The sequence below is a fragment of the Lysobacter niastensis genome (genome assembly GCF_031457115.1).
GTDB lineage: Bacteria > Pseudomonadota > Gammaproteobacteria > Xanthomonadales > Xanthomonadaceae > Lysobacter_J > Lysobacter_J niastensis_A.
The window spans coordinates 384,504-397,759 of the sequence record NZ_JAVDVY010000001.1 but is presented as its reverse complement, the minus strand read 5'-3'; the positions used below and the strand labels follow the sequence as shown (position 1 = coordinate 397,759).

Sequence of the window (13,256 nt, the reverse complement as noted above, 5' to 3'; positions counted from 1 at the left end):
CAAGTCCGGGAGGCCAACTCTCCGCCGACGAAGCGCGCGCACTGGCGCAGGAGGCCTATATCTTTGGATTTCCGCTGGTCTACTACGCGACCAACCAGGCGGTATTGACGAACGTGCCGAGCACCCTTCAATCAGTTCACCATTTCCAGGCATTCCCGGATCCAAGCAACCGGACCGTAGTGGTCTGGAACGTCGATACGCTCTATTCGATCGCCACGTTGGACGGTGCCGGACACCGGCCAACGCTGTGGTACTCGGTAGGCGACCGCAACAAATTCAACTATGGGCCGGATAGCTCGCTGACGCCGTACATCCAGCACGCCGCCGGGCAAGGACAAGGAATCGAACTGGCTGCCAACGCCTCAGCAAGGCCCATTCAATGTACATGCGGCTGTACGGCCCAAAGGAAGAGGTGCTGAAGGGAAACTGGAAGCCGCCGGCCGTCGAGAAGGTCTCGGGATGATTGCCTGATTGGCCTACAATCGTCCGATGGATTACCAACTGGTCATCAAGTTCTGGCGCAAGTCGCTGGCGGACGAAACCTTCCTTGCAACGATCGAGAGCGAGTTGAAGGCGGCTTTGGGCGATGCTGTCCAGCTTGAGGGCTACGACAAGAGCAAGAAAGAGATCAATCTCTTCATGGTGACGGCCGACCCGAAACACTCGTTTCGGCGCGTGAAGGACGTCCTGGAGCGATTGGGCGTCGTGAACGGTGTCTCGGCCGCTTACCGCCTGGTCGGTGGTGCAGCCTTCACCTCCGTCTGGCCGTTGCGCGCCACCCGGAAGTTCACGCTGCCGTAGCAGCAGTGATCAATTCGCCGATGCTGCCGGGCCTGAAGAAGGACGCCGACGGCGGACTGACGCTTTACATCCAGGCCGACTCACCGGGCAAGGACAAGCAGGCCAACTGGCTGCCCGCGCCGAAGGGCCCCTTCGTGATGTTCGCGCGCTACTACTGGCCGACACCAGCGTTGCTGGACGGCCAGTGGACGACGCCACCGGTCGTCAAGCGCCCTGATCTGCAAGCCTGCGGTTTGGCTCGCGAGGTCACGCCGAGACAAGCGCAACGAGGAGGTCCGCTTTGGACCAAAGCGGACATCCGACGCCCTAACCGCAACAGGGCCTGCTCTGTTGTATCGGCGGGCAGGGAACCGAGCCGTACGAGCAGAACACGCAGCAGTCCCCCTGCTTCGGTCTGAGCACTTCGCCGCACCCTTTGCAGGGGTAGAAGAACCAGCACGCGTCGGTGGGCATGGTCTCCTCGGCGGCGTGCCCGCAATGCGGACAGGTCAGGCGACTTTTCAACTCAAGCTTGGTCATCTCTGGTTCTCGCCAAGATCCGAGGGCGACACCGCCGCCCTCCGGTGGGTCATGCCAGCAGCGGCAACAGGAAGGCGAATGCGGCACCGAGCCCGGTGCACAGCAACGCCAGCACCCACAAGCTCACGCTTGCCTTACGCAACCGGGAGCATGTCAACGCGAGCGCAGCGTCGGCAGGACATGGCAACCGACGGGCATGCCATAACTGTGCACCCGATAGTGCCAGCATGGCGAACGCTGCGCCGAACACGCCGACCTTGTGCTCGGAGAGCCAGATCAGCTGCGGCACGGCAGTGACCAGCCCGGCCAAAGCCGCGCCTGCACCCAATGCAACCATCACTGCGGGCAGCACGCAGCACACCAACGTGCCGCTGCCGGCCAGCAGGGTCACGAAGGCGACACCGAGATTCCGGCGTAGCGGGACGCAAGCGGCATCGATCTCATTCATCGGCCGATACCCGCTTGCGGATGGCTTCGATCGATGCTTCCGTCCGGCGGATCGCCACTACCGTGTAACCGGAGTCGGTGATCGCCTTGCGCAGCCTGGCATCGTCGATATCCGTGCCGTCCTTCAGTTGCACGGCGACGATGCGGTTCTCCAGGCTGACGAAGACGGCTTCGGTCGCCGGGAAGGTCTTCATGGTTTTCTCGATGCCCTGCGCGCAGAACGCGCAGACCAGGCCGTTGACGTCCATCTCGATGGTCGTGGCCGACGCGATGGAGGAAACACTGAGCAAGATGCCCAGCACTGCGGTCTTGATGGGTTTCATGAGGTGCTCCGGATCAGAAATTGAACATGGCCATGGCCTGGACCTTGCCGTCGGTGGTCGCACCGAACTCGACCCACGTCCCGCCCTTGAAGAAGCGAACCAGCAGCGCGGTTTCCGGGCCGTCGAAAAGGCCGCCCGTGTAGTGACGGGACTGCACGACGAACCAGGTGGCCAGGGTGTCGTAGTCATGGGCGTACGGCGCCCAACCCAGCTGCAAGGTATCGATGCGATGCGAGAACTCATCGCTCTCCTGCAGGTCGGACCGGAATGCGGCGTATACGCGCCGGGTTTCGTAGTCGGTCTGGAAGCCGACGTTGCGCGCGAGCGCGCTGCCGGAAAAGTCATTGCCGGTGGCACTACCCAGGCCGCCCCAGACGAAGACATTGGCCTGGGCGGCCGGAAGGTTCCAGCGCTTGGCCAGCAGGTTGCCGCGCACGTAGGTGATGTGTCGCTGCTTGCTGCCGTCCTCGCTGTCGAGTTCAAGCCAGCCTGCGCCGGCAGACCACCAGTACCGCGGCGCGTAGAACATCTGCACCTCGTTCATGGTGCCGGCGCCATGCTCGGCCATGACGGTGGTTCCCCTGGCGAAGGCGATGGGTTTCGCCGTTGCCATGGTGGGCAACAGGCCGAGCAGGCATAGCGCCGCCCAGCGTCGATTGATTGTCACGTGGATGCTCCGTGGGTTGCCGCGCATAGCGGCAGGGAGCGCATTTCGCGCTCGCGCTTGCTACGGAGGAATCAGGCGATGGGAGGCCTGAAAAGCGTGCCGACCGCCTGAGAGTCAGGCGCCGGCAGATCCCACGGCAGCGGCATGGCCGTCGGAGGTACGAAGGCGGCCAACCGGGGCAGCTCGAACAGGCAGCCGGTGCCCAGGCACGCCGAAAGATCGCACTTGGATTGCGGGCAGCAATCGCATGGCGCCTGGTGATCGGAGGCGCGCTGGCCTTCGTCGCACGGCATGTCGGCCATCGCGGCCGAAGCCGTCAGTGCGTGCAATTCATCCACAAGGGCCCCGGCCGGTGCCGAAATCCCGGGGAGGATCAGCGACATGACCAGCAGCAGGTGAATCGCGAGCCGAATGAGCGGTTGCCGCAACATGGGCAGAGTTTAACGCCCCCGGAATGGGTTCGGGCGCGGATGTGAACGCGCACGGGAATTTGAGCGCGGCATGTGCTTCCTTTGTCCCGTCAGCCTGGACTGGCCGTTCCCATCACCGGTCCGCCGCCATGAAGGCCCTCAGGTCTGCCAGCGGCTGTTGCGATACACGGACGTAGGCCCCCGGCCGGTCGAGCGACGCGATCACCACGATCACCATCGCGAACGAGAGCGCAAGGATGAAGCCCGCGTTCGATCGTTTCGATCCGGCGATGCCGGTGTGGTAGCCGATACTCATCATCCCCAGGATCACTAGTCCGTAAAGGACCAGCCAGATTTCCATCGGGATCCGCGCCTGGACGCCTACCGCGATCCTCGTTGCATGGATGGTGAACACTTCGTTGAGCGATTCGATATACAGCGCCGCGACGTCGGAGTTGAGGTCTCTTCCGCCATGCGCCACGGCGATGTCCCACAACCGGCCTTGTATCCGACTGGTCTGGATCTGCGTTGCCCTTAACTGCTCGGGATCGACGCGATCACCCCGCGCGAACGCCAGCCGCAGATCCAGATACTGTTTGAGAAGGCGCCGGGTTTCGGTGCGATCAGGCTCAGGCAGGAATGCGGCGCGCAGGTAAGTCGTACGCAGCGCATTGGCGTCTTCGCGCACCAGTCCTTTTCGTGCGTCGTAGCGATCGGAGACGATTCCGAACGTGAAGGCCAGCATGAAAGCCGTCAGGGCCAGGATGGCGCCGGACACGCCTGAGACGGGCGATTCCTTTTCGTCTTCGGATTTGTGGGCAACAGTACCCAGGTGGTATCCGACCTCGATCGATGCCATCACGATGAGGATCGTGCCGAGAAAGAAAGCCCAGATAGGGAGCGAATCGAAGCTCATCGCGGCCATGCTCCCGGGTCATGGCCGCCGGGACGTTCCTGGCGGCTGTGCCATTCGAGCAAACGGTGGCGCTGCCGTCGTGCGGCCGTGCGGTTTCCGCGACTGCCGCAATCACGGCCTGGACTACAGCCCCAGCCAGCTCCCGACCACCGCGCGCGCTTCGTCCACGCCCTGCTTGGACTCGCCGGAGAACGTCTGCACGCTGACCGTGTCGCCGAACGCGCTCGAAAGTTCGCGTCGTACCGCTTGCAGCTGTTGCGCCTGCTGGCCGCGGCCGAGCTTGTCGGCCTTGGTCAGCAGCGCGTGCGCGGGCAGGCCGCGGTTGACGGCATAGCCGAGCATCTGCCGGTCGTAGTCCTTCAGCGGATGGCGGATGTCCATCACCACGACCAGGCCGCGCAGGGCCAGGCGCGAACCGAAGTAGCCGTCGAGGAAGGCCTGCCAGTGCGCCTGCAGGTCCTGCGGCACCTTGGCGTAGCCGTAGCCGGGCAGGTCGACCAGGTAACGGCCCTCGGTCTCCGGCGTTCCCGTCGGGGTCACATCGAAATAGACCAGCTGCTGGGTGCGGCCCGGCGTCTTGGACACGCGCGCCAGCGCGTTCTGCTGACACAGGGCGTTGAGCGCGCTGGACTTGCCGGCGTTGGAGCGACCGGCGAACGCGACTTCGAAGCCCCCGTCCGGCGGCAGCTGCTTGTAGTTGTGTGCAGCCAGCAGGTAGCGGGCGCGGGCAAGGGGATTGGCCATGCCTACTAGGATCGCACGCCCGGGTGCCTTGCCCGCCTGGGGAAACCACCGGAAGCGATGCGAAAGGGCCCAATTGCCTCATGAACCGGTGTCGTCCCCGCATAAAAGGCATCGCAGGCATGGTTCCGCGTTGACCCGGCCCTGCGCCCGCGACGATAATTCCGCGGTTCCGGCGTCCGCTGAACGGTACGCCATCCCAGTGTTTCGGAGCCCCGCTACATGAGCCATGCCCGCGTCATAGGCCTTCTCGGCGTCGCCGCCTTCACGGTTGCCGCCGTTGCCTACGCCCAGACCACGGTCAACCCCGTCCCGGAGAATGCGCCGGTCCAGACCGCGCCGCTGACCCCGGAAAAGGCGGTATGGGGCGACGCCAAGGCCGGCGCCACCAAGGCCGGCACCTGCGCGGCCTGCCATGGCCTCGACGGCAATCCGACCGATCCGCAGTACCCGCGCCTGGCCGGCCAGAGCGAGCGCTACATCGCCCACCAGATCGCCCTGTTCAAGGCCGGCGAGCGCACCACCGGCATGGCCGCGGTGATGAAGCCCTTCGCCGACGCGCTCAGCGCACAGGACGCGCGCGACATCGGCGCCTACTTCGCCACGCAGAAGGCCGGTGCCGGCGTCGCCGACGACACCGCCATCGCCAGCGGCCCGAATGCCGGCAAGAAGTTCTTCGAAGTCGGCCAGAAGCTGTTCCAGAGCGGCGACAAGGCCCGCGGCATTCCGGCCTGCATGGCTTGCCACGGTCCCGACGGCGCCGGCAACCCGGGCCCGGCCTATCCGCACGTCGCCGGCCAGCAGGCGGCCTACACGCAGCGTCGCCTCGAGGAATACCGCGCCGGCACGACGACGCAGAAGGACCCGCACCTGTTCAACGTGATGGCGACCGTCGCCAAGCAGTTGACCGACGAAGAAATCGGCTCGGTGTCGAGCTACCTGCAGGGCCTGCACGCGCGCGCCGAGGACTTCGCCGCCGAGGCGTCGCCGGCTCCGGCAGCGGCTCCGGCCGCCCCCGCAGCTCCGGCAGCCGCACCTGCCGCTCCGGCCGCCACCCCGGCTCCGGCCGAGGAAAAGGCTCCGGCGACCGGCACCTGAGCAGGTCGAACTTTGACCCCTGACAGCGGTCAGAGCCACTGCTCCTGATGATTCGCACGCCGGCCGTGGTTTCCACGGCCGGCGTTTTAGTTTCCGCCCCTTCGTTCCGGCCCTCACCTTCCAGCACGACTCGAGACCTGCCCATGAGCCGACGCTTCTTCCTCTCCGCTGTCCTCGCCACCGTCTCCGCCCTCGCGCTGGCACCGGCGCTCGCCGCCGACGCCCCGGCCAAGGCCGCGGTCAGCACCCCGATCGTCGAAGGCGTCGATTACGTCGTGATCGAGGACGGCAAGCCGTTCGCACCACCGGTCAAGGGCAAGGTCGAGGTGGTGGAGGTGTTCGGCTACACCTGCCCTCATTGCGCCCACTTCGAACCGACGGTCTCGACGTGGAAGGCCAAGCGCACCAAGGACGTGAACTTCGTCGCGCTGGCGGCACCGTTCGGCGGTTACTGGATGCCCTACGCCAAGGCCTACTACAGCGCCCAGGAACTGGGCGTCACTGGACGCACCCATGCCGCCGTGTTCAAGGCCCTGCATGAAGACCACGCGCTGCCGATCAACGGCGCGACGGTCGGCGAGCTGGCCACGTTCTATGCCGGCTACGGCGTCGACCCGGTGAAGTTCACGCAGACCTTCGACAGCCCGAAGGTGCAGGCGCGCATGGACCAGGCGCGGGAGTTCATCATGCACAGCGGCGTCGATGGGACGCCGACGATGGTGGTCAACGGCAAGTACCGCGTGACCGGCGCGCGCTCCTTCGACGACGCGCTGCGCATCGTCGATGCGCTGGTGGCGCGCGAAAAGAGCGCCGGCAAGCGCTAAGCGTGATCGATGCGCTCCCTGTTCAGCGCAGCCCTCGCTATCCTTTGCCATCCTTCTGAACCGTGACGGCGTCCGTCGGACGCCTTCCCCACCGGCACCCAAGTGCCCCGCTGCGGAGATTTGCACGATGATTTCGCGCCTGCCCCTGTCGTTCCGCGCCCCCCTGTTGAGCGCGGCCTTGTTGAGCGTCGCCCTGCTCGCCGCCTGCTCGCAGCAGCAGGCGCCAGCACCGGCGGATGCGCCGGCCACCGCCACCACCGCAGCGGCTCCCGAAGCCGCGCCTGCGACGGAGGCTCCCGCGACGACCACACCTGCGCCGGCCGAGGCCGCCGCACCGGCCGCTCCCAACAATAATCCGGTCGTGGCGCCGCAGGGCCCGGCACCGATAGCCGGCACCGATTACATCGAGATCGCCGGCGGCCAGCCGTACCAGCCGGCCGCAGGCAAGATCGAGGTGGTCGAGGTATTCGGCTACACCTGCCCGCACTGCGCTCACTTCGAAACCCTGGTCGAGTCGTGGAAGGCCAAGCAGCCGGCGGACGTGCAGTTCACTCCGGTCGCGGCGCCGTTCGGCGGCTACTGGATGCCGTATGCCAAGGCGTTCTACACCGCGCAGGCCATGGGCCTGCTCGACAAGACGCATGAGGCGGTATTCAACGCGATCCATGTCGACCGCAGCCTGCCGGCTCCGCCGACCGTCGCGACGCCCGACCAGATCGCGGCCTTCTACGCCAAGTACGGCGTCGATGCGAAGTCGTTCGCCAGCACCATGTCGAGCTTCGCCATCGACGCCAAGGTCAAGCGCGCCAATCAGTTCATCCAGCGCAGCGGCGTCGAAGCCACGCCGACGATCGTGGTCGCCGGCAAGTACCGCGTGGTCGGCAAGGGCTTCGAGGACATGCTGCGCATCACCGACCACCTGGTCGCGCAGGAACGTGCCAAGGGCGGCACCGCGGCGGGCGGCTGATCCGCACCACCGCGAGCGCCATGTCCACGCGTCGGCTCCGCCTGCTGAGCGCCAACATCCAGGCGGGGTCGAGCACGCGCGGCTATCACGACTACGTCGCGCGCAGCTGGTCGCACGTGCTGCCTGCGGGCAACAAGCGAAGCAGCCTCGACGCGATCGCGCAGCTCGCCGGCACGCACGACATCGTCGGCCTCAACGAGAGCGACCCGGGCAGCCTGCGCTCGGGCTTCACCAACCAGACGCATTACCTCGCCCAGCGTGGCGGTTTCGACTACTGGAGCCACCAGCCCAACCGTCGCGTCGGCAGCGTCGCTTCCAGCGCCAACGGGCTGTTGAGCAAGCTGGAGCCGCGCGAAGTCATCGACCATCCCCTGCCCGGCCGCATTTCCGGCCGCGGCATGCTGATGGCGCGTTTTGGCGAGGGCGACGCCGCGCTGCTCATCGCCATCGCGCACCTGTCGCTGGGCGCCGGCTCGCGCGCCTCGCAGCTGGCCTTCATCGCCGAACTGCTGCATGACCATCCGCACGCGGTGCTGATGGGCGACTTCAACTGCTCGATCGACCGTCCCGAGATGCAGGCGCTGTTCCGCAACACGCGCCTGCAACCGCCCAATGGCGTCGTGCCGACGTTCCCGAGCTGGCGGCCGCAGCGCGCGATCGACCACATCCTGGTTGGCGACGGCCTGCGCACGTCCAACGAACGCGCCGTGCCGGCGGCGCTGTCGGACCACCTGGCGCTGTCACTGGAACTGGAAGTTCCCGATCTCGCGCTGCGCTAGGCGCCCTGGTTCGACGGCGGCCTCTACAACGCCGAGGCCGCGCGCGCCAGCGCTTCGATCTGCGCCCAGTCGCCACGCTCGATCAGCGCCTTGGGCGTCAGCCAGGAACCGCCCAGGCAGGCCACGTTCGGCTGCGCCAGATACTGCGCCGCGTGGGCCGCGTCGATGCCTCCGGTCGGACAGAACCGCGCCTGCGCAAACGGGCCACTCCACGCGGCGATCAGTGCCAGCGCGTTGATGGCCTGCGCAGGAAACACCTTGAGCAAGCGGTAGCCCGCGCCGAAGGCCTTCATCACTTCGCTGCTGGTGGCCACGCCGGGCAGGTAGGCGATGGCGGCCTCGCGCGCCTCCCGCAACAATTCGTCCGAGCATCCGGGCGACACGGCGAACCTCGCGCCCGCGCGATGCGCCTGGTGCAACTGCGCGACGTCGAGCACGGTGCCGGCGCCAACGATCATGCCGGGTACGTCCCGGGCGATCGCGGCGATGGCATCGATCGCCACCGGCGTGCGCAGCGTCACTTCGATCGCGCCGATGCCGCCCTGCAGCAGCGCGCGCGCCACGGCGACCGCCTCGGTTTCGCTGCCGGGCGTGTAGACCGGAATGATGCGCTGGCCGCGCAGCACTGCTTCGGCGTCAACGACGGACATGGAATCCCGCCTGCGATACCAGCGCCTGCACTTCCTCGCGCGCGACCAGGTTGAAATCGCCGGGCAGCGAATGCTTCAGGCACGCAGCGCCCAAGCCGAAGTGCAGCAGTTCGTCCGGCTTCATGCCTTCGACCAGGCCATGCATCACGCCGGCGGCGAACGCATCGCCGGTGCCGATGCGATCGACGATGGTTTCCAGCTCGTAGTCGGGAGCGCGATGCCAGCTGCCGTCGCGACTGGCCAACACCGCCGAGAGCGTGTGCCGGTCGACGCTGTGCTGCGTGCGCAACGTGCTGGCCAGCCATTGCAGGTGCGGGAATGCGGCGAACGCGTGGCCGGCGGCTTCGGCGACGGCGTGCTCGCCTTCGGCCCTGGCGCTTTCGCCCAGCACCACCGCGATGTCGCGATGGTCGGCGAAGAGAAGGTCGGCTTCGGCGAATATCTGGCGCAGGATCGCCGCGGCATCGCCGTTCCAGGTCTGCCAAAGCTTCCCGCGGAAGTTGCCGTCGAACGAGACCTTCACCCCAAGCCTGCGCGCAGCGCGCGCCGCGTCGATGGTCGCCTGCGCGGTGGCGGCCCCCAGCGCCGGGCTGACGCCCGACAGGTGCAGCCACGCCGCGCCCTGCAGCAGCGCCTCCCAGTCGTAGTCGTTGGCCCTGGCGAATGCCGAGTCGGCGCGGTCGTACAACACCTCGCTAGGCCGGTGCAGCGCGCCGTGGGACAGGAAGTACAGGCCCATGCGCCCAGGTACCGCGCGGACGTGCCGCGTATCGACGCCATAGCGCCGCAGTTCGGCGACGGCCGCCTCACCCAGGGCGTTGTCGGCGACGGTGCTGATCACTGCCGCGTCGTGGCCGAAGCGGGCCAGCGATACCGCCACATTGGCCTCGGCGCCGCCGATGTGCACCTCCAGCCCGGGCGTCTGCAACAGCCGCTCACGCCCCGGCGCCGACAGCCGCAGCAGCAATTCCCCGAAACATACGATCCGTTGGCTCATCCCTACTCCTTGCCCCCTCCCGGGGACTAAAAATCACCTGCCTGACTACCCTGCCAGACCGCCGTGGAGCCGCTTAACGACTTTTTGACGCACTGCAGCATGCGGTGGGCATTCCCTTTTGTTAGGGTTTTGACCATCGGTGTCATTTGCACCGCCGCAACACGATAACAAGCACCGCAAGCCAGTCAACAAGCACCTTATAAGCTGTTCAAGTCACACGGGAGGGGAGACCCATGAATTCACAGCGCAGAGCAAAAAAGACACCGGTTACCTTGTTGGCTGCCTCCATCGGGCTGGCGCTTCAGATGTCGGCCCTGCCAGGCCTGGCCCAGCAAGCGCCCACGCCGGCCGCCAGCGATACCGCAGCAGCCGCACCGGCTGCGCAGCAGAGCGACCCCACTGATCTCGACGCGGTGGTAGTCACCGGCTTCCGCGGCGCCCTGGAGAAGGCGCTGGAGGTGAAGCGTGGTGAGACCGGCGTGGTCGACGCCATCGTCGCCGAGGATATCGCGGACTTCCCGGACCTGAACCTGGCCGAGTCGCTGCAGCGAATTCCGGGTGTGTCCATCGCCCGCGACGCCGGCGAAGGCCGACAGATCTCGGTGCGCGGCCTGGACAGCCAGTTCACCCGCGTGCGTATCAACGGCATGGAGGCGCTGACCACCACCGGCGGCACCGACAGTTCCGGCGGCGCCAACCGCGGCCGCGGCTTCGACTTCAACGTGTTCGCCTCGGAGCTGTTCAACAGCATCAAGGTGCGCAAGACCGCTTCGGCCGATATCGAGGAAGGCTCGCTCGGCGCCACCGTCGACCTGCAGACCGCGCGTCCCTTCGACTACGACGGTTTCACCTTCGTCACCGGCGCGCAGCTGGGCTACAACGACCTGGCCGGCGATATAGACCCGCGCGCGACGATGCTGATCAGCAACACCTGGGCGGACAACAAGTTCGGCGCCCTGATGTCGGTGGCCTACACCAAGCGCCGCCTGATCGAGGAAGGCCACAGCACGGTGCGCTGGGATACCGGTACCAGCAGCGGCGGCTTCGCGGGCACGCCGTCCGTGGAGAACGCCCAGACATTCCATCCGCGCATTCCGCGCTATGGCGTGCTCGAGCATGAGCAGGAGCGCCTGGGCGTCACGGCCTCGCTGCAGTGGGATCCGACCGATGCCACCTCGATCGGGCTGGACATGATGTACGCCGACCTCGATGCCACGCGCACCGAGAATTTCCTCAACGGCCTGTCCTTCAGCCGCGGTGCCTGCGCCGCGGGCACCGCCGGCAATGCCTGCCGCGCCGCCGGCGCCGGCGGCAAGCCGGAGACGGTGGTGATCGAAAGCGCCGTCGACTATCGCAACAACCTGGTCTTCGGCCGCTTCAACAACGTCGACGTGCGTTCGGAAGCCCGCTTCGACAAGCTGGAAACCAAGTTCACCCAGTTCAACTTTTACGGCGACCACAAGCTGACCGACGACTTCACCCTGAACTTCGAGGCCGGCCGGGCGAAGTCGGAGTTCGAGAACCCGATCCAGACCACCATCACGATCGACAAGCTCAACGCGCAGAACTACGTCTACGACTATCGCGGCGACAACCGCCTGCCGGTGATCACCAACGGCTTCGACGTCAACGATCCGTCGCAGTGGGCCTTCATCAGCGGCTCCAGCACGTTGCCGGGTTCGGAAATCCGCCTGCGTCCGCAGTTCGCCGACAACACCATCGACAACGCCCAGATCGGCTTCGCCTGGCAGATGACCGATGCTTTCCGGCTCAAGGCCGGCGGCCAGTTCAAGGAATACACCTTCGATAGCCGCGAAGAGCGTCGCGCGTCCGAACTGGTCGTTCCGGCACTTCCGGCGGGCACGACCCTGGCCGACCTGACCAAGTCGATCGGACTGGAGGACATCAGCAACGTGGGCGACAGCACGTGGCTGATCCCGGACATCGATGCATTCAACCGCGCCTTCAACATCTACAGCGACAGTGGCATCTTCGCGGTCAGCGATACGGTGGCCGCCGTGCTCGGCAACAACCGCTCGGTGGTCGAGCGCGACCAGGGCTTCTGGGTCCAGGCCGAATTCAACACCCAGATCGGCAGCCTGCCGCTGAGCGGCAACGTCGGCGTGCGCCAGGTCGATACGACGCAGACCTCCACCGGCTTCTCCACCGTCGGCACCACCACGCCGCAGCAGGTGACGGTCAAGCGCTCCTACGACGACACGCTGCCTTCGTTCAACCTGGTCGCCGACATCACGCCCGACTTCCTGATCCGCCTGGCGGCGTCGAAAGTGATGGCGCGTCCCGGACTGGGCAACCTCACGCCCGGCGTGACGGTGAACGTCAGCGGCGGCAACCGCGTGGTGACCGGCGGCAACCCGGCGCTGGATCCGTTCCGTGCCGACACCGCCGACCTGAGCTTCGAGTGGTACTTCGCCGAGGAGTCGCTGCTGGCGCTGGGGCTGTTCTACAAGGACATCGACTCCTTCGTGCTGACCTCGCGTGAAATCCGGCCGTACTACACCTCCGGCCTCCCGGCGAGCCTGCTCGAAGGCACCGGCGCGACGGTCAACGACGACTTCCAGTTCAACGTCCCGGTCAACAGCAAGGGCGGTCCGCTGAAGGGCCTGGAGTTCACCTACCAGCAGCCGTTCACCTTCCTGCCCGGCTTCTGGAGCGACTTCGGTGTTCAGATGAACTACACCTACGTCGATTCGAAGATCCAGTACGTGACCTCGACCGGCTTGCCGTCGCTGAAGACCGACCTGACCGGCTTGTCCAAGAACGCCTACAACGCGACGCTCTACTACGAAGGCGACAAGTTCTCGGCGCGTGTCTCGGCGGCCTATCGCGACAACTACCTGACCACCGTGCCGGGCCGCAACGGCAACGACGTGGAAGGCACCGAGGAGACGCTGACGATCGACATGGCGGCCTCCTACAAGCTCAACGATCACCTCGAGCTCAGCCTGGAAGGCCTGAACCTCACCGACGAGTTCCAGGACCAGTGGGTGGATTCGGTCGGCGATCGCGCATCGGTCTACCACCACGTCGGCCGCCAGTACTTCGTCGGCGCCCGCTACAAGTTCTAACCCTCGGCCGCGGCGGCCGGGCGCAGCC

Annotated in this window: 16 protein-coding genes; 7 read left to right on the top strand and 9 right to left on the bottom strand. The window is 66.3% G+C overall.

The annotated features are described in order from the left end of the window. The first annotated feature begins 489 nt into the window (after positions 1-489). Both J2X06_RS01920 and J2X06_RS01915 read left to right on the top strand, forming a co-directional pair. Entirely contained in the window at positions 490-801 is a 312-nt protein-coding gene (locus J2X06_RS01920) for a hypothetical protein (protein WP_310057558.1), read from the top strand. A gap of 5 nt (positions 802-806) precedes the next feature. Beyond that, a complete protein-coding gene (locus J2X06_RS01915) occupies positions 807-1,199 on the top strand; it encodes a DUF1214 domain-containing protein (RefSeq protein WP_310057556.1) in 393 nt (130 codons plus the stop codon). Here J2X06_RS01915 and J2X06_RS01910 read toward each other — a convergent pair. The 7 genes from J2X06_RS01910 to yihA all read right to left on the bottom strand — a co-directional run bounded on the left by J2X06_RS01910 (position 1,108) and on the right by yihA (position 4,827). Next, positions 1,108-1,320 (bottom strand): GDCCVxC domain-containing (seleno)protein, encoded by a 213-nt coding sequence (locus J2X06_RS01910; protein WP_310057554.1) that lies wholly within the window; start codon positions 1,318-1,320, stop codon positions 1,108-1,110. The genes J2X06_RS01915 and J2X06_RS01910 overlap by 92 nt on opposite strands. Before the next feature lie 49 nt (positions 1,321-1,369). Next, positions 1,370-1,768 carry a hypothetical protein gene (locus tag J2X06_RS01905; RefSeq protein WP_310057551.1) on the bottom strand — a complete coding sequence of 133 codons (399 nt, stop codon included), beginning with the start codon at positions 1,766-1,768 and terminating at the stop codon, positions 1,370-1,372. Next, positions 1,761-2,090, bottom strand: a complete 330-nt coding sequence (locus J2X06_RS01900; protein ID WP_310057550.1) for a heavy-metal-associated domain-containing protein — start codon at positions 2,088-2,090, stop codon at positions 1,761-1,763. Before J2X06_RS01900 ends, J2X06_RS01905 begins: the two co-directional genes overlap by 8 nt. A 13-nt stretch (positions 2,091-2,103) precedes the next feature. Then, complete coding sequence (locus tag J2X06_RS01895; protein WP_310057547.1) at positions 2,104-2,757, bottom strand: hypothetical protein; 654 nt, start codon at positions 2,755-2,757, stop codon at positions 2,104-2,106. Positions 2,758-2,828: 71 nt separating this feature from the next. Beyond that, positions 2,829-3,188: a hypothetical protein gene (locus J2X06_RS01890; protein ID WP_310057544.1), complete on the bottom strand. Its 360-nt coding sequence runs from the start codon at positions 3,186-3,188 to the stop codon at positions 2,829-2,831. 112 nt (positions 3,189-3,300) lie between these two features. Then, entirely contained in the window at positions 3,301-4,092 is a 792-nt protein-coding gene (locus J2X06_RS01885; RefSeq protein WP_310057541.1) for a hypothetical protein, read from the bottom strand. A 114-nt stretch (positions 4,093-4,206) separates the two neighbouring features. Continuing rightward, positions 4,207-4,827: a ribosome biogenesis GTP-binding protein YihA/YsxC gene (gene yihA, locus J2X06_RS01880; RefSeq protein ID WP_310057538.1), complete on the bottom strand. Its 621-nt coding sequence runs from the start codon at positions 4,825-4,827 to the stop codon at positions 4,207-4,209. Between the two features lie 219 nt (positions 4,828-5,046). Here yihA and J2X06_RS01875 point away from each other — a divergent pair, with 219 nt between their 5' ends. The 4 genes from J2X06_RS01875 to J2X06_RS01860 all read left to right on the top strand — a co-directional run bounded on the left by J2X06_RS01875 (position 5,047) and on the right by J2X06_RS01860 (position 8,492). After that, complete coding sequence (locus J2X06_RS01875; RefSeq protein ID WP_310057535.1) at positions 5,047-5,922, top strand: c-type cytochrome; 876 nt, start codon at positions 5,047-5,049, stop codon at positions 5,920-5,922. Between the two features lie 143 nt (positions 5,923-6,065). Next, entirely contained in the window at positions 6,066-6,746 is a 681-nt protein-coding gene (locus tag J2X06_RS01870) for a thiol:disulfide interchange protein DsbA/DsbL (RefSeq protein ID WP_310057533.1), read from the top strand. 145 nt (positions 6,747-6,891) lie between these two features. Continuing rightward, positions 6,892-7,713, top strand: coding sequence for a thiol:disulfide interchange protein DsbA/DsbL (locus J2X06_RS01865; protein WP_430539532.1), 822 nt, complete (start codon positions 6,892-6,894; stop codon positions 7,711-7,713). A 20-nt stretch (positions 7,714-7,733) separates the two neighbouring features. Then, the gene (locus J2X06_RS01860; protein WP_430539475.1) at positions 7,734-8,492 is read left to right on the top strand and encodes an endonuclease/exonuclease/phosphatase family protein; all 759 of its coding nucleotides are present in this window, start codon (positions 7,734-7,736) and stop codon (positions 8,490-8,492) included. Positions 8,493-8,515: 23 nt separating this feature from the next. Here the strand turns inward: J2X06_RS01860 and eda are convergent, their stop codons facing one another. Next, the gene (gene eda / locus J2X06_RS01855) at positions 8,516-9,142 is read right to left on the bottom strand and encodes a bifunctional 4-hydroxy-2-oxoglutarate aldolase/2-dehydro-3-deoxy-phosphogluconate aldolase (protein WP_310057528.1); all 627 of its coding nucleotides are present in this window, start codon (positions 9,140-9,142) and stop codon (positions 8,516-8,518) included. Next, positions 9,129-10,139: a sugar kinase gene (locus J2X06_RS01850; RefSeq protein WP_310057525.1), complete on the bottom strand. Its 1,011-nt coding sequence runs from the start codon at positions 10,137-10,139 to the stop codon at positions 9,129-9,131. The genes eda and J2X06_RS01850 overlap by 14 nt, the downstream gene beginning before the upstream one ends. Before the next feature lie 233 nt (positions 10,140-10,372). On the opposite strand from J2X06_RS01850, the gene J2X06_RS01845 reads away from it, so the two are divergent. Further along, complete coding sequence (locus J2X06_RS01845) at positions 10,373-13,228, top strand: TonB-dependent receptor (RefSeq protein WP_310057522.1); 2,856 nt, start codon at positions 10,373-10,375, stop codon at positions 13,226-13,228. Positions 13,229-13,256: the final 28 nt, after the last annotated feature.